The 20,485-nt window shown below is 71.0% G+C and carries 24 protein-coding genes; 6 read left to right on the forward strand and 18 right to left on the reverse strand.

From position 1 onward, the window contains the following. The first annotated feature begins 8 nt into the window (after positions 1 to 8). From BLT28_RS25770 to BLT28_RS25785, 4 genes are all read left to right on the forward strand, one after another. Positions 9 to 920, forward strand: a complete 912-nt coding sequence (locus tag BLT28_RS25770) for a 1,4-dihydroxy-2-naphthoyl-CoA synthase (RefSeq protein ID WP_030427310.1) — start codon at positions 9 to 11, stop codon at positions 918 to 920. After that, complete coding sequence (gene menE / locus BLT28_RS25775; RefSeq protein ID WP_030427309.1) at positions 920 to 2,047, forward strand: o-succinylbenzoate--CoA ligase; 1,128 nt, start codon at positions 920 to 922, stop codon at positions 2,045 to 2,047. Before BLT28_RS25770 ends, menE begins: the two co-directional genes overlap by 1 nt. Positions 2,048 to 2,261: 214 nt before the next feature. Beyond that, a complete protein-coding gene (locus tag BLT28_RS25780; protein WP_231950425.1) occupies positions 2,262 to 3,422 on the forward strand; it encodes a hypothetical protein in 1,161 nt (386 codons plus the stop codon). 136 nt (positions 3,423 to 3,558) lie between these two features. Continuing rightward, positions 3,559 to 4,431 (forward strand): 1,4-dihydroxy-2-naphthoate polyprenyltransferase, encoded by an 873-nt coding sequence (locus BLT28_RS25785; protein ID WP_030427307.1) that lies wholly within the window; start codon positions 3,559 to 3,561, stop codon positions 4,429 to 4,431. On the opposite strand, the gene cds1 is transcribed toward BLT28_RS25785, so the two are convergent. From cds1 to BLT28_RS25800, 3 genes are read right to left on the reverse strand one after another with little or no spacing between them, the layout of a single operon-like run. Next, a complete protein-coding gene (cds1, locus tag BLT28_RS25790; protein ID WP_030427306.1) occupies positions 4,428 to 5,516 on the reverse strand; it encodes an L-cysteine desulfhydrase Cds1 in 1,089 nt (362 codons plus the stop codon). The genes BLT28_RS25785 and cds1 overlap by 4 nt on opposite strands. 10 nt (positions 5,517 to 5,526) lie before the next feature. Beyond that, positions 5,527 to 5,829 (reverse strand): DUF4229 domain-containing protein, encoded by a 303-nt coding sequence (locus BLT28_RS25795; RefSeq protein WP_030427305.1) that lies wholly within the window; start codon positions 5,827 to 5,829, stop codon positions 5,527 to 5,529. 9 nt (positions 5,830 to 5,838) lie between these two features. Then, complete coding sequence (locus BLT28_RS25800; protein WP_030427304.1) at positions 5,839 to 6,330, reverse strand: Lrp/AsnC family transcriptional regulator; 492 nt, start codon at positions 6,328 to 6,330, stop codon at positions 5,839 to 5,841. Positions 6,331 to 6,523: 193 nt separating this feature from the next. Here BLT28_RS25800 and BLT28_RS25805 point away from each other — a divergent pair, with 193 nt between their 5' ends. Then, a complete protein-coding gene (locus BLT28_RS25805) occupies positions 6,524 to 6,727 on the forward strand; it encodes a BldC family transcriptional regulator (RefSeq protein ID WP_030427303.1) in 204 nt (67 codons plus the stop codon). A gap of 139 nt (positions 6,728 to 6,866) precedes the next feature. On the opposite strand, the gene BLT28_RS25810 is transcribed toward BLT28_RS25805, so the two are convergent. Further along, the gene (locus BLT28_RS25810; protein ID WP_030427302.1) at positions 6,867 to 7,850 is read right to left on the reverse strand and encodes a LysR family transcriptional regulator; all 984 of its coding nucleotides are present in this window, start codon (positions 7,848 to 7,850) and stop codon (positions 6,867 to 6,869) included. Positions 7,851 to 8,358: 508 nt separating this feature from the next. On the opposite strand from BLT28_RS25810, the gene BLT28_RS25815 reads away from it, so the two are divergent. Then, complete coding sequence (locus BLT28_RS25815; RefSeq protein WP_043810217.1) at positions 8,359 to 8,547, forward strand: hypothetical protein; 189 nt, start codon at positions 8,359 to 8,361, stop codon at positions 8,545 to 8,547. A gap of 55 nt (positions 8,548 to 8,602) precedes the next feature. On the opposite strand, the gene BLT28_RS25820 is transcribed toward BLT28_RS25815, so the two are convergent. From BLT28_RS25820 to BLT28_RS25885, 14 genes are all read right to left on the reverse strand, one after another. Further along, positions 8,603 to 9,892, reverse strand: a complete 1,290-nt coding sequence (locus tag BLT28_RS25820; RefSeq protein WP_407638826.1) for a MinD/ParA family ATP-binding protein — start codon at positions 9,890 to 9,892, stop codon at positions 8,603 to 8,605. Between the two features lie 218 nt (positions 9,893 to 10,110). Continuing rightward, positions 10,111 to 11,058: a c-type cytochrome biogenesis protein CcsB gene (gene ccsB, locus BLT28_RS25825; RefSeq protein WP_030427300.1), complete on the reverse strand. Its 948-nt coding sequence runs from the start codon at positions 11,056 to 11,058 to the stop codon at positions 10,111 to 10,113. Continuing rightward, the gene (gene resB / locus BLT28_RS25830; RefSeq protein ID WP_052406879.1) at positions 11,055 to 12,611 is read right to left on the reverse strand and encodes a cytochrome c biogenesis protein ResB; all 1,557 of its coding nucleotides are present in this window, start codon (positions 12,609 to 12,611) and stop codon (positions 11,055 to 11,057) included. Before resB ends, ccsB begins: the two co-directional genes overlap by 4 nt. Continuing rightward, entirely contained in the window at positions 12,611 to 13,393 is a 783-nt protein-coding gene (locus tag BLT28_RS25835) for a cytochrome c biogenesis CcdA family protein (protein WP_030427298.1), read from the reverse strand. Before BLT28_RS25835 ends, resB begins: the two co-directional genes overlap by 1 nt. A 160-nt stretch (positions 13,394 to 13,553) precedes the next feature. Further along, positions 13,554 to 14,117: a TlpA disulfide reductase family protein gene (locus BLT28_RS25840; protein ID WP_030427297.1), complete on the reverse strand. Its 564-nt coding sequence runs from the start codon at positions 14,115 to 14,117 to the stop codon at positions 13,554 to 13,556. Beyond that, a complete protein-coding gene (locus BLT28_RS25845) occupies positions 14,114 to 14,719 on the reverse strand; it encodes a histidine phosphatase family protein (protein ID WP_052406947.1) in 606 nt (201 codons plus the stop codon). Before BLT28_RS25845 ends, BLT28_RS25840 begins: the two co-directional genes overlap by 4 nt. Before the next feature lie 20 nt (positions 14,720 to 14,739). Continuing rightward, positions 14,740 to 16,065 carry a glutamate-1-semialdehyde 2,1-aminomutase gene (gene hemL / locus BLT28_RS25850; RefSeq protein WP_030427295.1) on the reverse strand — a complete coding sequence of 442 codons (1,326 nt, stop codon included), beginning with the start codon at positions 16,063 to 16,065 and terminating at the stop codon, positions 14,740 to 14,742. Positions 16,066 to 16,099: 34 nt separating this feature from the next. Further along, on the reverse strand, positions 16,100 to 17,545 hold the full coding sequence (locus BLT28_RS25855) for a sensor histidine kinase (RefSeq protein ID WP_052406946.1): 1,446 nt from the start codon (positions 17,543 to 17,545) through the stop codon (positions 16,100 to 16,102). Then, the gene (locus BLT28_RS25860; RefSeq protein WP_030427293.1) at positions 17,545 to 18,249 is read right to left on the reverse strand and encodes a response regulator transcription factor; all 705 of its coding nucleotides are present in this window, start codon (positions 18,247 to 18,249) and stop codon (positions 17,545 to 17,547) included. The genes BLT28_RS25855 and BLT28_RS25860 overlap by 1 nt, the downstream gene beginning before the upstream one ends. 4 nt (positions 18,250 to 18,253) lie before the next feature. Beyond that, positions 18,254 to 18,553 (reverse strand): hypothetical protein, encoded by a 300-nt coding sequence (locus BLT28_RS25865; protein WP_043810215.1) that lies wholly within the window; start codon positions 18,551 to 18,553, stop codon positions 18,254 to 18,256. 13 nt (positions 18,554 to 18,566) lie between these two features. Next, complete coding sequence (locus BLT28_RS25870; RefSeq protein ID WP_030427291.1) at positions 18,567 to 19,025, reverse strand: hypothetical protein; 459 nt, start codon at positions 19,023 to 19,025, stop codon at positions 18,567 to 18,569. Next, on the reverse strand, positions 19,025 to 19,465 hold the full coding sequence (locus BLT28_RS25875) for a hypothetical protein (protein ID WP_030427290.1): 441 nt from the start codon (positions 19,463 to 19,465) through the stop codon (positions 19,025 to 19,027). Before BLT28_RS25875 ends, BLT28_RS25870 begins: the two co-directional genes overlap by 1 nt. Continuing rightward, on the reverse strand, positions 19,462 to 19,941 hold the full coding sequence (locus tag BLT28_RS25880) for a hypothetical protein (RefSeq protein WP_156050515.1): 480 nt from the start codon (positions 19,939 to 19,941) through the stop codon (positions 19,462 to 19,464). Before BLT28_RS25880 ends, BLT28_RS25875 begins: the two co-directional genes overlap by 4 nt. 68 nt (positions 19,942 to 20,009) lie before the next feature. After that, the gene (locus BLT28_RS25885; protein WP_030427288.1) at positions 20,010 to 20,474 is read right to left on the reverse strand and encodes a hypothetical protein; all 465 of its coding nucleotides are present in this window, start codon (positions 20,472 to 20,474) and stop codon (positions 20,010 to 20,012) included. Positions 20,475 to 20,485 lie beyond the last annotated feature (11 nt).

Consider the following 20,485-nt stretch of genomic DNA (forward strand, 5'->3'; position numbering starts at 1 on the left):
TCGCAGGCGTGCCGTCCAACCAGGTCTCAGAGCTGTTCGATCCGAGCGCGTGGCGGGTCGTAGAGGGCTTCGACTTCACCGACATCACCTACCACCGTGCCGTGGACCAGGGCACGGTGCGGATCGCCTTCAACCGGCCGGAGGTGCGCAACGCGTTCCGCCCGCACACGGTCGACGAGCTCTACCGTGCGCTCGATCACGCCAGGATGAGCTCCGACGTCGGCTGCGTGCTGCTGACCGGCAACGGCCCGTCCGCGAAGGACGGCGGCTGGGCCTTCTGCTCCGGCGGTGACCAGCGCATCCGCGGCCGCGACGGCTACCGCTACGCCGAGGGCGAGACCTCCGACACCATCGACCCGGCGCGCGCGGGGCGGCTGCACATCCTGGAGTGCCAGCGGCTGATCCGGTTCATGCCGAAGGTCGTCATCGCGGTCGTCCCCGGATGGGCCGCGGGCGGCGGGCACAGCCTGCACGTGGTGTGCGACCTCACGCTGGCCAGCGCGGAGCACGCGAAGTTCAAGCAGACCGATGCCGACGTCGGCAGCTTCGACGGGGGCTACGGCTCGGCCTACCTGGCGCGGCAGACCGGCCAGAAGTTCGCCCGCGAGATCTTCTTCCTCGGCCGCACCTACGACGCCGAGACGATGCACCGGATGGGCGCGGTGAACGAGGTCGTCCCGCACGCCGAGCTGGAGGCCACGGCCCTGCAGTGGGCCAGAGAGATCAACGGCAAGTCGCCGACCGCGCAGCGCATGCTGAAGTACGCGTTCAACATGATCGACGACGGCCTGGTCGGCCAGCAGCTGTTCGCCGGGGAGACCACGCGCCTCGCCTACATGACCGACGAGGCCGTCGAGGGCCGCGACTCCTTCCTGGAGAAGCGCGCGCCCGACTGGTCCGGCTTCCCCTACTACTACTGATGCGCGAGCTGGTCCCGGTCTCGTCCGAGGAGGTCGCCGAGCGGCTCGCGGCGGCGCTCGACGGCTCGGGACCGGCCCTGCTGCCGACCGCGCCCGGCGAAGCGGCTCCACCCTCCTTGACGGGCCCCGTCAAGGAGGAGATCGCGCTGGTCGTGGCCACGTCCGGCTCGACCGGTCACCCCAAAGGCGTCCTGCTCTCCGCCGCGGCGTTGCGGGCGTCAGCGGAAGCCACGCATGCCCGCCTCGGCGGCCCCGGCGCCTGGCTGCTGGCACTCGGCGCGCACCACATCGCGGGCGTGCAGGTGCTCGTCCGGTCGTTGCTGGCCGGAGAGGAGCCCGGTGTCGTCGACACCTCTCACGGCTTCCGTCCGGACGCGTTCGCCGACGCCGCACGTTCCGTTCTGGACCGTCCTGGCAGGCACTACACGTCGCTGGTGCCGACGCAGCTGGTCCGGCTGCTCGCCGATGCCGGAGCCGGGCTGGAGGCGCTTGCCGCCTTCGACGGCCTGCTGCTGGGCGGGGCGGCGGCTCCGGCGGAGCTGGTCGAGCGGGCGCGGGAGGCGGGCGTCGCGGCGATCACCACCTACGGCATGAGCGAGACCTGCGGCGGCTGCGTCTACGACGGTGTCCCGCTGGACGGGGTGCGCGTGCGGCTCGGCGAGGACGGGCGGATCTCGCTGTCCGGTCCCGTGCTGGCCAGTGGCTATCGCGGCGCCTCGAACGCGGCGTTCGCCGACGGGTGGTTCCACACCGACGATCTCGGGCGGATCGAGCCGGACGGACGCCTCACCGTGCTCGGCCGGGCCGACGACATGATCATCACCGGCGGGGTGAACGTGGCTCCCGCCCTGGTGGAACGGGTCCTGTGCGCGGAGCCGGACGTGCTGGAGGCGTGCGTGGTCGGGCTGCCCCACCCGGAGTGGGGCCAGCTCGTCGCCGCCGCGGTGGTGCCGGCCGACCCCGCGACGCCGCCGAGCGCGCAGCGGCTGCGGGCCCTGGTCGGCGCACGGCTCGGCGGCCCCTGCGCGCCCAAGCGGATCGACATCGTGGCGGCGCTGCCGCTGCGCGGGCCGGGCAAGGTCGACCGGCGTTCGCTGGCCGAGATGTTGATCAATCGTGAGAGATGACGCCGTTATTTCACGTTACGCACATCGGTTATTAACTCCCTCGATTGCTTTGCGTGTTGTTGACAAGCAACTAAGGCCGCAGCTTCCCTGACGCCGTGCGGGACGCGTGTCCCCCTGCTGCGAGTTCGCTCGCTCCCACGCGTCCCGGGAACGGAGAGCAGTCGTGGCCCCGACCAGACTGCGGCGTACTGTGGCGTCCGCCACCCTCTGCGCCGTGTTAGGCACCACCCTCCTCACCACCGGCCCGGCCTCCCTGGCCGCGCCCGGCGAGAGCACGTGGACCCCCGACCTCGCCCAGATCACCGAGGACGACGCCAACGTCCGCTTCACCGGCGGTGCGCTGCGCCTGGCCGGTGAACCCGTACGCGCGGCCAGCGCGATGCACGACCGGGACGAGGGCAGCCTCGTGCTGGCCGCCCACGAGCTGGCCACACCCGCCAACCGGATCGCCGCCACCGTGGACGCGACGGTGCCCGGCGACGCCCAGCTCTCCGTCGACGTGCGCGGCGAGCTGGCCGGGGGCGAGTGGAGCGAGTGGACCACCGCCCCCGCCGAGCTGCCCGAGGCCGCCAAGCGGGTCGAGGTCCGCATCGCCATGGTCAACTCCCGCGACGGGCGCAGCCCCGAGGTCCGCGGCCTCCGGCTCTCGGCCGAGTCCGGCCCGCAGGTCGCCGCCGAGCCGCGCGCCGCCGCGCGCAGCTACCGGGTCTACGCCACCAGGGAAGGGCTCGTCGGCGGTACCACCGCGAACGGTCACGTGATCAAGTCGCGGGACCACTTCGTCGCGCTGCCGTCCGGGAAGTCGTTGTCCCCCAAGAACACCGGCACCTACAGCGTGAAGGTCTGCACCGCCAGCCGCTGCGCGTGGGCTGCCGTGTGGGACAAGGGCCCGTGGAACATCAAGGACGACTACTGGAACCCGTCCGCGCAGCGCGAGATGTGGAAGAACCTCCCGCAGGGCAAGCCCGAGGCGCAGGCCGCCTACCAGGACAAGTACAACGGCGGCAAGGACGGCTTCGGCCGCGTCGTGCAGAACCCGGCGGGCATCGACCTGGCGGACGGCACGTTCTGGGACGGTCTGAAGCTCAGCGACAACGCGTGGGTCACCGCGACCTACCTGTGGACCGGCACCGGCACCTTCGGCACCGTCCGCAGCACCGGCGGCGGCCCCGTCAACGTGCGCAACGCGGCGAAGTCCACCGCCACCCAGGTCGGCATGGCCGGCAACTACGCGCGGGCTCAGGTGGACTGCCAGGTCACCGGGGACAGCGTGACCGGATCGCAGGGCACCTCCAACGTGTGGTTCCGCATCCACGCGGGCATGTACGTCCCCAAGGCGTTCGTCTCCGGCGTCGCCTCCGTCCGCGCCTGCTGACCCTCGCCTCCCCCGCCCCGCTCGCACCGAATGACTCATTCAGGTACTTCAACGCACTGAATGACTCATTCGGTGCGACAGGGGGCGGTGCGGCCCGGCGGCGGAGGTGGGGCGGGGGTGAAGGAAGATGTGGCCCATGGCCTCACTCGCCCAGTGGATCGAGGGTGCTCGCCCGCGCACGCTGCCCAACGCCATCGCCCCAGTCCTGGTGGGCTCCGGCGCGGCATACGGCGTCGGCGGTTTCTCGTGGTTGCATACCGGGCTCATCCTGCTGATGTCTCTGGCGCTGATCGTGGGCGTGAACTACGCCAACGACTACTCCGACGGCGTCAGGGGCACCGACGAGGACCGGGTCGGCCCGCTCCGGCTGGTCGGTTCAGGGCTGGCGCGGCCGAAGACCGTGCTGGTGGCGGCCTGGGCGAGCTTCGGGCTCGCGGCGGTGCTCGGGCTCACGGTGGTGGTGCTGACCAAGCAGTGGCCCATGCTGGCGATCGGTGCGGTGTGCATCGTCGCGGCGTGGTTCTACACCGGCGGCAAGCGCCCGTACGGTTACGCGGGCTTCGGCGAGCTGGCCGTGTTCGTGTTCTTCGGCCTCGTCGCGGTGCTCGGCACCCTCTACGTGCAGGCCGACATGATCAGCGGCGTCTCGATCGGCGCGGCGGTCGCGGTCGGCGCGTTCTCCAGCGCGGTGCTGATCGCGAACAACCTGCGCGACATCCCCACTGACGCGGAAACGGGCAAGCTGACGCTGGCGGTGCGGCTCGGCGACCGCGACACCCGCAGCCTCTACACGGCGGTCGTCGCGGTGCCGTTCCTGATGACCGTGCTGCTCGGGCTGCGCCAGCCGTTGACGCTGCTGGGTTTCCTCGCTCTGCCCGTGGCGATTCCCGCGCTGCGGCGCGTGCTGCGCGGCAAGACCGGGATGGAGCTGATCCCGGTGCTGCGCGACACCGGCATGGCGATGCTGGTGTGGGCGATCGGCACCACGATCGGCCTGGCGCTCGGCTAGCCGGTCCACTCGCCGGAGTCGTGGAACTTCTCCAGCACCCGCGTCGCCGCGGTGATGTCGATGTTCTCGCGCTCCAGCCAGGAATCGTCGTAGTAGGTGTTGGCGTAGCGCTCGCCGCCGTCGCAGAGCAGGGTCACCACGCTGCCCTGCCTGCCTTCCGCGCGCATCGTCGCGATCAGCTGGAAGGCGCCCCACAGGTTCGTCCCGGTGGACCCGCCGACGCGCCTGCCGAGCAGGTTCTCCGCGTACCGGATCGCCGCGATCGACGCCGCGTCCGGGACCTTGATCATGCGGTCGATGACCTGCCCGACGAAGGAGGGCTCCACCCGGGGGCGGCCGATGCCCTCGATCCGGGAGCCGCGCTCACCGACGAGGCCGGGCAGCGTGTCCCGCCAGGCGTCGAAGAACACCGAGAACTCCGGGTCCACCACGGCGAGGCGGCTGCGCAGCCTGCGGTAGCGGACGAAGCGGCCGATCGTCGCGCTCGTTCCGCCGGTGCCCGCGCCCACGACCACCCACTCCGGCACCGGGAACCGCTCGAGCGACATCTGCTCGAAGATCGACTCGGCGATGTTGTTGTTGCCACGCCAGTCCGTTGCCCGCTCGGCGTGGGTGAACTGGTCCATGAAGTGCCCGCCCAGCTCGGCGGCCAGCCGGTGCGACTCCTCGTAGAGCGCGCCCGCCTGGTCGACGAAGTGGCAGCGCCCGCCCTGCCGCTCGATCAGGGCGATCTTCTCCTGGCTGGTGGAGCGGGGCATGACGGCGATGAACGGCAGCCCGAGCAGCCGCGCGAAGTACGCCTCGGACACCGCGGTCGAGCCCGACGACGCCTCGATCACCGGGGTCCCCTCGGTCACCCAGCCGTTGCAGATGGCGTAGAGGAACAGCGAGCGGGCCAGCCGGTGCTTGAGCGAGCCGGTCGGGTGCGTCGACTCGTCCTTGAGGTAGAGGTCGATGCCCCACTCCGGCGGCAGCGGGTAGGGCAGCAGGTGCGTGTCGGCGCTGCGGTTGGCGTCGGCGTCGATGATCCGAACCGCCTCGGTGACCCAGTCCCTGGTGTGCTCACAGCACCGATCCACATGCATGAGCTGGACTTTACGTCCCGGGTTCGCCCCGCAGCTCGGCGCGGAAGGCCTCGCGCTCGGCCCGGCGGCGCGCACCGACCTCGGCGAGCCCGGTCGCGACCCGCACGCGTAGGCCCTTGAAGATCACCAAGGACGCGGGGAGGGCCACGACGAGCGAGACCACCAGGGCCACCAGCAGCGGCACGTTCACCAGGACCAGCAGGAGGGCGACCACCGCGACGGTGCCGAACCTGGCGACGGTGTACAGCGCGATGTCGCGGGTCAGCGCGGCCTTCGTGGCTGCGGGCTGGTGCTGCTGCTCGGCGTCGGACACGCCCCCAGATTACGCGCCGGGTCCGGCGACGGTCGGCACCGGCGGGGCGCTCACCGAGCCCGGGGTGTTGGGGCGGCCCTCGAAGCGCGTGGAGAGCACGACGGTGGTCCTGGTGCGGGCCACCCCGTCTATCCGCCGCAGCCGCCCCAGGGTGCGCTCCAGCTCGTCCACGGTGGCCACCCGGACCTTGACCACGAAGGCCTCGTCACCCGCGACCGCGTAACAGCTCTCGACCTCGGGCAGCTCGGCGAGCGCGGCGGCCACCTCGTCGTCGTCACCGGTGTCTGTCGGCTGGATGCCGACCAGCGCGGTGACCCCGAGCCCGACCGCGCTCGGGTCGACCATCGCGTGGTAGCCGGTGATCACCCCGGCCGCCTCCAGCTTGCCAACGCGCTCGTGCACCGCGGAGGCGGACAGTCCCACCTGTCTGCCGAGGTCGGCGTAGGTGGCCCTGCCGTTGTCCCGCAGCGCCGCGATGATCCTTCGGTCGACAGCGTCCATGGTCGCAAGAGCGTAGAGGCTCACCGCCCGGTTGGTCAGACCTGCCCGAAGCGCACGTTTCGTCCCTTACCTACCCATTACCTGAAGACAAACGTTCGAGTACCCGGGGCGCCGGGTGCCACGATGCCCCGGTACCGCGATGCACGGTGCGTTTCGAGGATCACGATCAAGTGGGGAGGACACCGTGACGACGATGCGTGCGGCAGTTCGGCCGTCCAGCGAACGCCTGCTGACCCCAGGCGAGGTCGCGACGCTGTTCCGGGTCGACCCGAAGACGGTGACCAGGTGGGCCACCGCGGGCCGGATCGGTTCGATCAGGACGCCGGGCGGGCACCGCCGGTTCCGGGAGTCCGAGGTGAACTCCCTGCTGGCCGAACTGACCACCGAGGCCACCTGAGCCGAGGCGGTGACCCGGTCTTCAGGTATCACGAACCCGCCTTCCGCGAGTCGCCGACCACTACGAACCCCCTCGGGGGTTGGTGGCGGTCGGCGACTCGCGCGAGCGGGGTCCGGGGTCTTGAAGACCGCTTCACCCATCAGCCGATCGCCGGGTGCGCCTCCGGGTGTGTCTCCCACCAACGGGCGAAGCTGTCGTTGTACTCGACCAGCCCCAGGTAGGCGTCGGCGGCGGCGAGCCGGACCAGTTCGCCGTTCTCCGCGAACCGCTCGCTCGACCACGCCACGTCCAGCCGCCGCACGATCGGATCGCCCACGAGCGGCCGCACCACGATGCCCAGCCCCTCCCGCGAGGTCGCCTGGGCCAGGCTCACGCACTGCCCGCTGGCCACGAAGCTGCGCGCCGCGGTGGTCTCGGTGGCGTGGTGCCGGATCCTCGGCTCGAAACCCGCGCGCTGGCAGGCCCTGCGCAGGTGCGCCGACTCCCCCGAGTCGAGCAGCGGATCGATGATCCACGACTCCTCGGCGAGGTCCGCCAGGTCGATCTCGGCCTTGCCCGACAGCGGGTGCTGGTCGCCGAGCGCCACGAAGACCGGCTCCACCGCGACCAGTTCCATCCGCCGCACCGAGGGCAGCACCGGCAGCTCGTGCCCGGCGAACTGCTCGACGACCACGACGTCCAGCCGGTCGGAGTCGATCATCCGCAGCAGTGCCAGCGAGGACTGCTCCGCGTGGCTGTAGACCTCGGTCTCGCTCTCCGGGCGCAGCGAGGTGAACGCCCGGCGCAGGCTCAGCGCGAGCTTGGCGGCAATGGGTCCTGGCACCGCCCCGATGCGCAGCAGCATCGGCTGCTCGCACACCTCCAACTGCGCGGTCCAGGACCGCAGTTCCTCCAGTTCTGCCAGCACGGTGCGCGCCTTGGCCAGCACGTAGCGGCCGTACGCGGTCGGTTCCACGCCGCTGGGTGACCGCTCGAAGAGCGGGATGCCCATGGTGCGCTCGATGCGTTGCAGTTGGGCGGACAAGGACGGTTGGGACAGCCCCAGGGTGGCCGCCGCCCTGGACACGCTTCCGGTGTCCGCGACGGTCAGCAGAACTCTGAGGTGCCGCACCTCAAGCTCCATAACCCGGATGCTATGGCGACTTGGGATGTGTGCTCCTCCGCTCAACGGGTCATATTTGGGTTCAGTCATTCACTTCTCGCCGGTGGAAGGAGATGGCGCAGAGCCAAGTGGAGCAGTGCACGTCGGTGGTCGCGGCGCCCGCGGTCGCCGGAGCGCACTGCCGCAGCGGCGGCGAGCAGCAGCCTTGGGACCGCGACGCCTCCTGTGGTCGTGAGCCCCCTCGCGAGGGCAGGGGGATCGCGGGAGACGTTCGCGAGGTGGCCGAAGTCCCGTGGCGCGCCACGTCGCTCATGGGGCGGGCTTGGACCCGGCTCCGCCCCTCTCGGCCCGGTGAACCTGCGGCGGCGGACGTTCACCGGGCCGGGACCTCACCCCCGGTTCGCTCACCCATCACTACAGTGGTCGGTGAGCGAACCGGGGTTTTTTGCCGTTGGTCGCGAAGAACCCGGGTATGGCGTCGGAGCGGCGGGACTAACCTCTGCTGTGTCGGACGTGGGAGGAGGCAGCGGTGTTGTACCTGTACATGCTGGCGGCGATCGGTGCGGTGACCATCTCCGCGCTGCTCTGGCGGGCCTTCGGCCCCGAGCAGACGAGCAAGCCGCGCGCCGTGACCCTCGCGCCGGACGACGACCCGGAGTTCCTGCGTCGCCTGGACGAGCGCAAGCGCCGGGAACGCAAGGACCCCGAAGAGGGCTGAGCGAGAAAAGCACGAAGGGGCGTCCGTGCGGGACGCCCCTTCTTCGTGTCCGGGTTCAGCTGGAGCGGGCCCTGGCCACCGCGTGCGGGAAGTCGTCGGCGACGACAGCGCCGAGCTCCAGCATGGCCAGGCGGGTCTCCGGGGCGAGCCGGTCCAGCTCGATCTCCGCGCCCTCCTCCAGGTGCGGGTCGAACGGGATCATGCAGACCGCGCGGCAGCGCGAGGCGAAGTGCTCGGCCAGCTTGTCCAGGTCCACCTTGCCGGAGCGCGGGCGCACCGAGTTGATCACCGCGACGGAGCGGGCGACCAGGTCCCGGTAGCCGTGCGCGTCCAGCCAGTCCAGCGTCGCCGACGCGCTGCGGGCGCCGTCGATCGAGCCGGAGGAGACGATCACCAGCGAGTCGGCGAGGTCGAGCACGCCCTTCATCGCCGAGTGCATCAGTCCGGTGCCGCAGTCGGTCAGCACGATGTTGTAGAAGAGCTCCAGCAGGTCGACCGTGCGGCGGTAGTCGTCCTCGCTGAACGCCTCCGACACCGCCGGGTCCTGCTCGCTGGCCAGCACCTCCAGCCGGCTCGGTCCCTGCGAGGTGTAGGCCCGCACGTCGCTGTAGCGGCGGATGCGCCCGGCGTCGCGCAGCAGGTGCCGCACCGTGGCCGTGGTCTCCAGCGGGATCTTCTGCGCCAGGGTGCCGCGGTCGGGGTTGGCGTCCACCGCGATGACCCGGTCGCCGCGCAGCGACGAGAACGTGGAGCCCAGGCTGGCCGTGGTGGTCGTCTTGCCGACGCCGCCCTTCAGGCTGAGCATCGCGATCTTGTAGCAGCCCTGGACCGGCTGGTTTATCCGCGCGATGAGCTCACGGCGGTGCAGGTCGGTGGTGCTCTCCCCCAGGTTGACCAGGTGACCGCTGGCCACGTACACCGCGCGGCGCCAGCCGGACTGCGGCGGGCGCTTGGTCTGCTTGAGCAGCTGCGCCGAGGACAGGTCCTGGACCTGGTGCCGCGGCTGGTGCTGGGACTGCTGCGGGTGCGGGTGCGGGTAGCCGTGCTGCTGGAGGTAGCCCGGCGGGGGCTGCTGCTGCGGGTAGCCGGGCGGCGGCTGCTGCGCGTACGGCCCGTTCTGCACCTGGTACGGCCCGGACGGGCCACCGGTGACCGGGAACGGCCCCGACTGCCCGCCGCCGACGTGGTGCGGTCCGGAGGGGCCGCCCTGCACGGGGTACGGGCCGGACTGGTTACCGGTCGGGTACGGGCCGGACGGGCCGCCGGAGACCTGGTGCGGACCCGACGGACCCGACGGGTTCTGCACGGGCAGCGGTCCGGACGGCGTCGGGTCGGCCGTGGGCACGGCTTCGGTCGTCGGGTCGGCAGGCGGCGTCCACGCCGGCTGCTGGCCGCTGTTCTGCGGCTGGGTCCAGGGCGCGTCCTGGCGCGACTCGGGGTCCTCGTGGCGTCCGGTCACCGCTGGAGTCCCTCCTCGGGCAACGTCGCGAAGCTGGGGGGCCAAGAATTCCTCATCCCCGCGGCCGACGTTAGTCGTTTGTGCCGAATCGTGTTGATCCGGGGTCACACGCCCGCGTACGAGTGCAGGCCCGTCGTCACCAGGTTCACGAAGAACAGGTTGAAGATCATCGTGAGGAAACCGAGCACGTTGACCAAGGCCGAACGTGAACCCCGCCAGCCCGCGGTGGCCCGCGCGTGCAGGTACCCGGCGTAGATCACCCAGGCGATGAAGGACACGGTTTCCTTGGGGTCCCAGCCCCAGTAGCGCCCCCACGCCGACTCGGCCCAGATCGCTCCCGCGATGATCCCGAACGTGAAGATCGGGAACGCGAAGACGGTCAGCCGGTAGGACAGCCGGTCCAGCGCGGCGGCGGTGGGCAGCTTCGGCCCCATCGTCGCGAAGCGCTCCGGGTTCGCCTCGTGCGGCAACCGGATCAGGTAGAGCACCGACGCGACACCGGAGACGAGGAAGACGCCGCTGGCGAGGATCGCGGCCGACACGTGGATGGTGATCCAGTACGAGCGCAGCGCGGGCATCAGCGGGGCGGCCTCGACGTAGAGCAGCTTCCCCGCGACGAACAGCAGCAGCAGCATCGGCAGCATCACGAAGGCGCCGATGTGCCGCACGTCGTGCTTGCGCAGCACCACCAGCCACGAGACGACGGCGACCAGGCAGATCGCCGAGCCGAACTCGTACATGTTGCCCCAGGGCACCCGCTGCGTGGCGAGCCCGCGCAGCACCAGCGACACGGCGTGCAGCCCGGCCGCGAGCACGGTCAGCGCGACCGCGGTGCGGCCGAGGCGCTCGGGCAGCGTGCGGCCGTGGGTGATGGTGGTGACCGGCTCGGGCGCGATCTCCGGGCCGCCCGCCCCGACGAGCTCGCGCTTGCGGTCCGGGTTGCGGGTGAAGCCGTACTCCGCCGCGTGCAGCACCAGCACGACCAGGTAGATGGCCAGCGCGCTGTTGAACGACCAGTCGCTGAACGTCGCGAGGTTCGGGTTGACCATCAGCGTTCCTTCCCGGGCCGCAGGAGATCCGCGGCGAGCGTGGTGAACTCCTCGCCGTAACCGGCCTGGTCGGTGCGGGCCAAGCCACCGACCTCGACCACGGTACGTGCGCTTTCGGCGCCTTCCGGCGCGGGGGTGGCGCGCAGCCACACGCGCCGCCGCTTGATGCTCAGCGAGGCGCCGAGGCCACCGAGCACCAGCACGCCGGCGATCAGCACGCCGAGCCTGCCCGGGTCGTAGCCGACCTGCACGCCGACCCAGCGCCCGACACCGTCGAAGCGGATCTTCGTGCCGTCGTCGAGCGCGATCTCCTCGCCGATCCGCAGGTTCTTCCTTGCCACCTTCTTCAGCCGCCCGCTGTCCACCATGGACTTGTCGATCTCGAAGATGGACTGCCCCTTGCCGGACTCGTTGCCGAGGTCACCGCGCATGACGTCCACCGCGACGGCCGGATCGCGCAGGTCGGGGAAGACCGAGGTCATCAGGGTGCCCTCGAAGGCGGCGGTCGGCGCGAACAGGCCGGTGACCGCGAGCTGGCCGGTGCGCCGCTTCTCCGGATCGGTGACGCCGGGCGGGTCGAACTTCGTCGCGCCCTCGGAGAGCAGCGTGACGGTGTTCATCGTCCGCCACTGGGTCGCCTCGGTCCGCTTCTGGCCGTCCGGGAAGGTGACCGTGAAGCGCGGCGAGTAGCCGTGGCCGAGCAGGTACACCGTGCCGCCCGCGAGCCGCAGCGGGCTGTTGACCTCCAGCCCGGACTGCCGCCAGGTCCCGGTCTCCAGGTCGTCGGCGTCCTGGTAGGACACGTTGGCGTGGAAGCTGTCGGCCTGCCCGTTGTGCAGGAACGTGGCTTCGAAGTCGTCCACCCGCACGCAGAACGGCGTCAGCTCGGTGCCGTCGACCCGCAGGCCCGGCCGGAAGCTGTCGTAGGCGTAGATGCCGGAGTTGCAGAAGCCCTGCCGGTCCCCGGAGTGGATGATCACCTGGCCCTCGAAGCCGAACATCTTGCCGAAGGCGATCGCGACCAGCATGCCCATCAGCGCGAAGTGGAAGACGAGGTTGCCCGCCTCGCGCAGGAAGCCCTTCTCCGCGCTGATCGTGTGCGCACCGTCGTCCTCGACGCGGACCTCGGTGCGCCAGCCGCGCAACCGCGCGCGGGCCGCGGCGACCACGTCCTCCGGCGAACTGTCCACAGTGGACTTCGCATGGTGCGGCAGCCGCGCGAGGTTGCGGGGGGTGAGCACCGGCTCGGCCCGCATCTGCTTGAAGTACTCCGCGGTGCGCGGGACCAGGCAGCCGACCAGCGAGATGAACAGCAGCACGTAGATCGCGGAGAACCAGACGCTGCCGAAGACGTTGAACAGGCCCATCCGGTCCAGCGCCGGGGCCAGGTCCGGGTTGTCCTGGAAGTACTTCGCGACCTTGTCGCCCGCGGTGAGCCGCTGCGGCAGCAGTGCCCCCGGAAGGGCCGCGAGCGCGAGCAGGAACAGCAGGATCAGCGCCGTCCGCATGCTCGTCAGGCCGCGCCAGGTGTTGCGCAGGAACGCGATGGTGGCCATCAGATCGGCAACTCCGTGGTGCTGATGAGCGTGGTCTGCAACCACTGCACGAGGTAGGCCCAGGTGCCGGTCACCAGCATCAGGCCGACGACGACGAGCAGCACGCCGCCGGTGAGCTGGACTCCCCTGGTGTGCTTGCGCAGCCAGCCCGCGCTCCGCAGCGCCCAGCGCGCTCCGAGCGCCAGCAGGACGAACGGCAACCCCAGGCCGATGCAGTAGGCCAGCACCAGCACGACACCGCGCAGCGTGGTCGGTCCCACGGAGGTGCTCGTCGCCAACGCGATCACACCGATGAGCGTCGGGCTGAGGCACGGCGTCCACCCCAGGCCGAACACCGCGCCCAGCAGCGGAGCCCCCCAGAGGCCGCGCTTCCCGCTCGGCTGACGGTGGATCCGCACATCTCGCTGGAGCCCGGGGACCAGGCCCATGAACACCAGGCCCATCGCGATGGTCACGACGCCGCCGATGCGCTGCAGCAGCCCGACGTTGTCGTTCACCGCGTCGGACAGGCCGAGCACGAGGATCGTGGTGAGCCCGAAGACGACCGTGAAGCCCGCGACGAACAGCAACGCCGCCAGCACCACGCGCCAGCGGCCCGTCTTCGGCGCTTCGTCAGCCTCGACCGCGGGGGCGTCCGAGCCCACGAGCCCCGCGAGGTAGGCGAGGTAGCCGGGCACCAGGGGGATGCAGCACGGCGAGGCGAAGGAGACCGTCCCCGCGAGCAGTGCGACCGCGACAGCCAGCAACAACGGGCCGGACATCGCGATGTCGGTGGGGCTCACGGTAGTTCAGCGTAGGTACTCCGATCGGGGACATCGCGCCCGGGTACTCCGACCAGCCACAACTGTGGTCCACCCCACGCGCTCCCCTCATCCCCACCACACACGCGCTCCCGGCCCGACCCCGAACGCACCGAATGAGTCATTCAGTGCGCAAGCCGGGTCAGCGGGGTTCGGCGGCGATGCGCTGGACGACCGGGAGCAGGTCGGTGTCGAGGAGGTCGGTGAGCAGGATCGCCGCGACCCGGTGCTGCCGGTCCAGCACGATCGTCGACGGCACGATGTTGCGCGGGTAGTTCCGCAGCGGCAGCAGCGACCGGCCCGCCGGGTCGTAGATCGACGGGTAGGTGACCTTGCGGTCCCGGAGGAAGTCGGCGGGCGCGGTGCGTGACGGGTCCTTCACGTCGATGCCGAGGAAGGCCACGCCGGAGTCCTTGGTCTGCCGGTACACCCGCTCCAGGTCGTCGGCCTCGGTCCGGCAGGCCACGCACCAGGCGCCCCAGATGTTGAGCACGACGACCTGGTCCCGGTACTCCGAGACCTTGATCGTCTTGCCCTCCTCCAGCAGGCTCTCGCCCTCGATCGGCGCGAGCCGCTTGCGGTCCGGCACGTCGTAGAAGATCTTGGTCTGCCCGCCGGGCGCGACGAAGCTGAACTCGTCGGAGGCGGACGCCCCGCCGCAGCCCGCGACCAGCAGCAACGACAGCGCGACGAGAAGCCGCCTCATGCCCCGGTCACCCTCGGATCGGTCTTGCCGACGGGCTCGGCGTAGACGATCCGCACGAGCTGTTCGTCCTCGAAGACCAGCGAGGTCAACGAGGCCAGCGAGCACTGCCGCCGCCGGGGGTCGTGCCAGAGCCGCTTGCCTTCCAGGAACCGCCGCAGCGTCCAGATCGGCAGCTGGTGGGAGACCACGACGGCCTCGTGCCCCGCCGCGATCGCCCGCGCGCGCTGCACGGCGCCGAGCATCCGGTGCGCGATCTTGAAGTACGGCTCGCCCCAGGACGGGCGGAACGGGTTGTACAGCTTGGGCCAGTGCGCGGGCGAGCGCAGCGCCCCGTCGCCGACGGCGACCCGCATGCCCTCGAACTTGTTCTCCGACTCGATCAGCCGGTCGTCGGTGGCCAGCTCCAGGTGGTGCGACTCCACCAGCGGGCGCGCGGTCTGCTGCGCGCGCTCCAGCGGCGAGGCGACCACGTGCACGATGTCGTGGTCGGCGAGGAACTCCGCGACGAGCTTGGCCTGTTGCTGGCCCGCACCGGAGAGGCGGAACCCGGGGAGGCGGCCGTAGAGGATGCCCTGCGGGTTGTAGACCTCGCCGTGCCGCATCACGTGGACGACGGTCTTGGTCACGCCTTGTCCTCCTCGGGCTTGCGCGCGGCGGCTGCCGCGGCGGCCGCGTGCGGCAGGGCTTCGGTGATCACGTCGAACGCGTCGTCATCGAGCGCGGCGGAGACGAACCAGGCCTCGAAGGCGCTCGGCGGCGCGTACACCCCGCGCTCCAGCAGCGCGTGGAAGAACGGCGGGAAGCGCCAGGTGTCCGCGGCCTTCGCGCCCTCGTAGTCGCGCACCGGCTCCTCGGTGAAGAACACGCTGACCAGGTTGCCCGCGTACTGCACGCGGTGCGGGACGCCCTCCGCGGTGAGCGCGTCGGTGAACAGCAGCCCGAGCTTGCGGGCGTTGCGGTCGAGCGCCTGGTAGACCTCGGCGTCGGCGGCGCGCAGCGTGGCCAGGCCTGCGGCCACCGCGACGGGGTTCCCGGACAGCGTGCCCGCCTGGTAGACGGGGCCCGCGGGGGCGAGCCTGGCCATCACGTCGGCGCGGCCGCCGAACGCCGCGGCGGGCAGTCCGCCGGACATGACCTTGCCGAAGGTGTAGAGGTCGCCCGCGACGCCCTCGACGCCGAACCAGCCCGCCGAGGAGACGCGGAAGCCGGTCATCACCTCGTCCATGATCAGCAACGCGCCGTTGGCGTGGCACAGCTCGCGCAGCCCGGCGTTGAAGCCCGGCTCCGGCGCGACGGCGCCCATGTTGCCCGGCGCGGCCTCGGTGATCACGCAGGCGATGTCGGCGCCGTGCGCGGCGAAGGCCGCCCGCACCGCGTCGAGGTCGTTGTAGGCCAGCACGAGCGTGTCCTCGGCCTGGGCGCCGGTCACACCGGGCGTGGTCGGCAGGCCGAGCGTGGCGACGCCGGAGCCCGCCTGGGCCAGCAGCGCGTCCACGTGCCCGTGGTAGCACCCGGCGAACTTGATCACCTTGCGGCGCCCGGTGAACCCGCGGGCGAGGCGGATCGCGCTCATCGTCGCCTCGGTGCCGGAGTTGACCAGGCGGACCTGCTCGACGGGCGCGACGCGGGCGATCAGTTCCTCGGCCAGCTCGATCTCGCCCTCGGTCGGCGTGCCGAAGGACAGCCCCGAGGAGGCGGCGCGCTGCACGGCCTCGACCACCGCCGGGTGCGCGTGCCCCAGGATCATCGGACCCCACGACGCGACCAGGTCCACGTAGCGGTTGCCGTCCGCGTCGAACAGGTGCGGCCCCTCGCCGCGGACCATGAACCTCGGTGTCCCACCCACCGAGTGGAAGGCGCGGACCGGCGAGTTCACCCCGCCCGGGGTCGCGGCGGACGCGCGCTTGAACAGGGCGGCGGAGGTCTCGGAACCGGAGTGTGCGGTCACCCCTCCAGTGTGGCAACCGGCGCGGCGCGGCCCGTCACGAGCCCCCGTGACGTGCCCCACGCAACCGAACCAGGAAACTCGCGCCTTCGCCGGGAGCGGTCCGCACACCGACCTCTCCGCCGTGCGAAGCCACGATCGCGGCCACGATGGCCAGCCCCAGACCCGTTCCGCCGCCGCGACTCCGGCTCCGTCCCGAGTCCACCCGGTAGAAGCGCTCGAAGATCCGTTCAGCGTCCTCCGGAGCGAGGCCGGGGCCGCTGTCGGTCACGCTCAGCACGACGTCTTCGCCGTCCGCCCGCACCCCGATCTCCACCGGCACGTCACCGGGCGTGTGCCGCAGCGCGTTGCCCACGAGGTTCGCCAGCACCTGGCGCAGCCGGTCCTCGTCGCCGCGCACGGTGAGCCCGCTCCCGTCCCCCAGCTTCAGCCGCACCGGCCGCCCGGGGTCGACCGCTCGCGCGTCGGCCACGGCGTCGACCGCGAGCACGGCCAGGTCGACGAGATCGTCGCGCCGCTCTCGTTGCTGGTCGAGGCGGGCGAGCAGGAGCAGGTCGTCGACGAGCAGCCCCATGCGCTCCGCTTCGTCCTCGATGCGCCGCAACGGTTGCTCGGGATCGGTCGCCGCGCCCTGCCGGTACAGCTCGGCGTAGCCCCGGATCGAGGTCAACGGGGTGCGCAGCTCGTGGCTGGCGTCGGCGACGAACCGCCGCATCCGTTCCTCGGAGCGCCGTGCCGCCTCCTCGGACCGTTGCTGCGCGCGGAAGGAGTCCTCGATCCGCACCAGCATCGTGTTGAGCGCCGCGGCCAGCTCGCCGACCTCGGTGTTCTCCGGCCGCACCGGAACCCTGCTGGACAGGTCACCGTCGGCGATCCGGCGGGCGGTCTCCTGCACCTCGCCGAGCGGTCGCAGGCTCACCCGGACCAGCGCCTGACCGAGCGCGCCGAGCAGGGTGAGCACGATGCCGCCGATCGCCAGCAGCGTGATCTCCAGCGCCTCCACGACGTCGTCCAACTCGTCCAAAGTGGACGCCGTCGCCAGGATGCGGCCGTTCCCGGTGTCCCGCACCAGAACCCGCCACCGCTTTCCGTCCATTGTGGACGGTACAGTGAGCAGTCCAGCCGCACTCGGCAGCGCGTCCGCGAGGACCGGGCTGCCCTGGAACCGGGCGTCGACCATCCGCAGCTCGCCGAGCACGCGCCCGGTGGGGTCGACGGCCTGGACCAGGAAGGTGCCCGGCAGCTGCGCGCGCGGGCTCCCGGACGACGGCCGGCCCGGCGGTTTGAGGTCGAGGCGGCTCGTGTCGATCTGCGCGAGCCCGCGATCGACCTGGTCGACGAGGTTGTTCTGCACGGCGGTCACCGCCAGCAGTCCCATCCCGACCATGCCGCCCGCCACCAGCACGGACAGGCCCACCACGAGCTGCGACCGCAGCGGAACGCGGTCCAGCCCGCCGCGGAACCAGCGCAACGACCGGCGCATCACCGCGACCAGGGCGGCTCGCGCAGCACGTAGCCGATCCCGCGCACGGTGTGGATCAGCCGTGGCTGCGTCGAGTCGACCTTCCTGCGGAGGTAGGAGATGTAGGACTCGACGACCCCGGCCTCGCCGTTGAAGTCGTAGCGCCACACCGCGTCCAGGATCGCGGCCTTCGACAGCACCTTGCCCGCGTTGGCGAGCAGGAAGTGCAGCAGTTTGAACTCGGTCGGCGACAACCGCACCGGCTCGCCCGCGCGGCGCACCACGTACGCGTCCTCGTCCAGTTCCAGATCGGCGCAGCACAGCACCCGGGACCGTTCCGGGCTCGCACCGCGGCTGCGGCGGAGCACCGCGTGCACCCTGGCGATCACCTCTTCGAGGCTGAACGGCTTGGTCACGTAGTCGTCGCCGCCGAGGGTGAGCCCGGTGACCTTGTCCTCGGCGGCGTCGCGCGCGGTCAGGAACAGCACCGGAACCCGGCCGCCGGTGCCGCGCAGCGCGCTGATCACCTCGAAGCCGCTCATGTCCGGCAGCATCACGTCCAGCACGACGAGATCGGGCGGGTCCGACTCGGCGAGGGTCAGCGCGTCGGCTCCGTCGGAGGCGGTGCGGACCCGGAACCCGGCGTAGCCGAGGCTGGCGGCGAGCAGGTCCCGGATCGCAGGCTCGTCATCGACGACGAGCACGCGCACCCTGTCGTCGGCCACGGCTTCAGTCGGTCAGCTCGACCGGTTCGAACTTGCCGCGCTTGGCCAGCAACGCCTGCCGGACCGCGTCCATCAGCAGCAGCCCGGACGCGGTGCAGAGCGCGACCGACAGCAGCCACCACTGCCCCTGGTGGCGCTCCAACTGGAACGGCGCGCCGTTCTGCCTGGGGTACTCCATCGGCACGATCCCGCGTCGCCACGCCCAGACCGCGATGAGGACGAACACGACCGCGAGCACGACCTCCGCACCGACGATCCACCACCGCTTGGGCTGGTGCAGGCGCGGTTCCCGGTGTTCGACCATGCCGCCTAGCCTCTCACGACGGCCGTTCCAGGAGCCGGATCAGGGCGTCCCGCAGGGCTTGCGCGTCGCGCGCCCACGCGAGCACCACCGCCCCGTCGTCGAGCCGGATCGGCAGCGCCGTCGTGCCCTTCGGCACGCTCCACCCTCCGCCGAGCACCTTGGCCCCGACCTGCGCGCCCACGTCGGTGACCGCCGCGATCCGCTCCACCGGCAGGTCCTCCCGCCCCTGGCGCAGCACGAACGGGGTCAGCGAGACCGCACCGATCGCCCGCCGGGCGCGCACCCACACGGCGGCCGCCACGGTGAAGGCGAGCGCGACGATCACCCACGTGCCCAGGCCCATCCCGCCGGGGCGGACCAGCTCCACGACGTAGCCGACCAGGCAGAACGCCGGTCCCCAGAGCACCGGCCACCAGCTCGCCCCGCGCTCGGCGTAGAGCACGGGGGCGGGCTCGTCGAAGCCGGGCCGCATCAGCGCTCGTCGCGGACCGAGGCCAGCCAGTCCGTCGTCGCCTGCCGCCACGTCAGCATCAGCCCACCGGTCGCCAGCACGAGAATCAGGATCAACACGGGACCGAGGCCGCCCCATGTGAACAGCATGAACACCTGGAAGACCGAGACGGTGATAAGCGCAACCCTGGTCCAGGCATGGCCTCTGCGCAGCAACAGGGCCAGCAGAATGTAGGCGACTGCGAAGACCAGCTGGAAGACGGTCTTCTGCCACAACGCTCTGTCCAGGACCGCATCGACGTTGTCCGGAGTGGCGAGGCCTTGGTCGACCACCGCCTGCCGGAGTCTCGCGTGCTCAAGCCAGGTGATCAGCACGTCCAGCGTGCAGAACGTCGCCAGCGCCAGCCACACGGCGACGGCGGTGCGCACGGACTTCGCCGACGCTGCCGAGTCTTTGTTCATGGTTTGGGCCTCGCGAAGTAGCGGTTGGACGCGGGCACGTACAGCAGCACGATCACCGCGATGTTCACGGCGAACGTCAGCAGGGCCAGTGGCCCCGGCGAGCTGAGCACCACGCCATTGACGCTAGTCGTCATCCCGCCGAGCCCGAGCACCGCCACCACGGTGACCACGATCCGCGCCCAGTTCCGCCCGCGCCGCATCATCACCGCGAAGGTGATCATCGCGCAGCCGATGACGGTGACGATCACCGTGGCGAAGATCAGCGTGTTGCTGACCGCCGAGCGCACGAACGCCTCTTGGTTCTCCGACTGGAGGAAGTTGGTCCGCTGAACGGCCTCGCGCAGGCCCGCGGTCATCTCCTCGCGCAGGCCGAAGAGGTAGATGAGCGACGCGAACGCGCTGAGCGCGCTGACCAGGCTCAACCAGTACGCGAACTCGACGGTCTTCGGGCGCCACACCTGCTGAGGCTCAGTCATTCGTGAAAGTTAGGGCCAGGAGTTCAGAAGAGTCCACGAGATCGTGAATTCACGAAACAAGTAACGGCTCAGATTCGGCGAGATGCGAAGTAACGGTTGGACGCGGGCACGTACAGCAGCACGAGGCTCGCGACGCTGACGCCGATCGTCATCAGCCCGAAGGCACTCGGCGAACCGAGGTCGAAGCCGCGCCCGCTCGTGACCAACCACCCGAGACCGGCGACGTTCAGCACCGTGACCACGACGCGAGCCCAGTTCCGCCCCATCCGCATCAGGCTCACGACCGTCAGCACCAGGACACCGCCGAGCACGGAAACAACGACGGACAGCAGAACCGAACCGCCCAGCGCGTTGCCGATGACCTCGCTCCACCCGCCCGCGGCAACCGATTCATGGCTGGCGTCGATCAGCGAGTTGACCACGTGCAGCGCGGAGAGGACGACGCCCAGCGTCACGAACACGATGACCGCACTGACCACGCTGAGCCAGAACGCGGCCTCCACGGTTTTCGGGCGCTGCCGGGGCACGGTCACGCGAGCACGGT

The organism is Allokutzneria albata (assembly GCF_900103775.1).
Taxonomy (GTDB): domain Bacteria; phylum Actinomycetota; class Actinomycetes; order Mycobacteriales; family Pseudonocardiaceae; genus Allokutzneria; species Allokutzneria albata.

What these genes read in the sequence shown, in the direction of transcription:
- BLT28_RS25880 (WP_156050515.1), bottom strand. Translation starts at nt 19,941, where the DNA reads ATGACTGAGCCTCAGCAGGTGTGGCGCCCGAAGACCGTCGAGTTCGCG.
- BLT28_RS25845 (WP_052406947.1), bottom strand. Translation starts at nt 14,719, where the DNA reads ATGCGGCACGGCGAGGTCTACAACCCGCAGGGCATCCTCTACGGCCGC.
- cds1 (WP_030427306.1), bottom strand. Translation starts at nt 5,516, where the DNA reads ATGCATGTGGATCGGTGCTGTGAGCACACCAGGGACTGGGTCACCGAG.
- menE (WP_030427309.1), top strand. Translation starts at nt 920, where the DNA reads ATGCGCGAGCTGGTCCCGGTCTCGTCCGAGGAGGTCGCCGAGCGGCTC.
- BLT28_RS25800 (WP_030427304.1), bottom strand. Translation starts at nt 6,330, where the DNA reads ATGGACGCTGTCGACCGAAGGATCATCGCGGCGCTGCGGGACAACGGC.
- BLT28_RS25810 (WP_030427302.1), bottom strand. Translation starts at nt 7,850, where the DNA reads ATGGAGCTTGAGGTGCGGCACCTCAGAGTTCTGCTGACCGTCGCGGAC.
- BLT28_RS25865 (WP_043810215.1), bottom strand. Translation starts at nt 18,553, where the DNA reads ATGGTCGAACACCGGGAACCGCGCCTGCACCAGCCCAAGCGGTGGTGG.
- resB (WP_052406879.1), bottom strand. Translation starts at nt 12,611, where the DNA reads ATGGCCACCATCGCGTTCCTGCGCAACACCTGGCGCGGCCTGACGAGC.
- BLT28_RS25855 (WP_052406946.1), bottom strand. Translation starts at nt 17,545, where the DNA reads ATGCGCCGGTCGTTGCGCTGGTTCCGCGGCGGGCTGGACCGCGTTCCG.
- BLT28_RS25875 (WP_030427290.1), bottom strand. Translation starts at nt 19,465, where the DNA reads ATGAACAAAGACTCGGCAGCGTCGGCGAAGTCCGTGCGCACCGCCGTC.
- BLT28_RS25785 (WP_030427307.1), top strand. Translation starts at nt 3,559, where the DNA reads ATGGCCTCACTCGCCCAGTGGATCGAGGGTGCTCGCCCGCGCACGCTG.
- BLT28_RS25840 (WP_030427297.1), bottom strand. Translation starts at nt 14,117, where the DNA reads ATGAGGCGGCTTCTCGTCGCGCTGTCGTTGCTGCTGGTCGCGGGCTGC.
- BLT28_RS25870 (WP_030427291.1), bottom strand. Translation starts at nt 19,025, where the DNA reads ATGCGGCCCGGCTTCGACGAGCCCGCCCCCGTGCTCTACGCCGAGCGC.
- BLT28_RS25805 (WP_030427303.1), top strand. Translation starts at nt 6,524, where the DNA reads ATGCGTGCGGCAGTTCGGCCGTCCAGCGAACGCCTGCTGACCCCAGGC.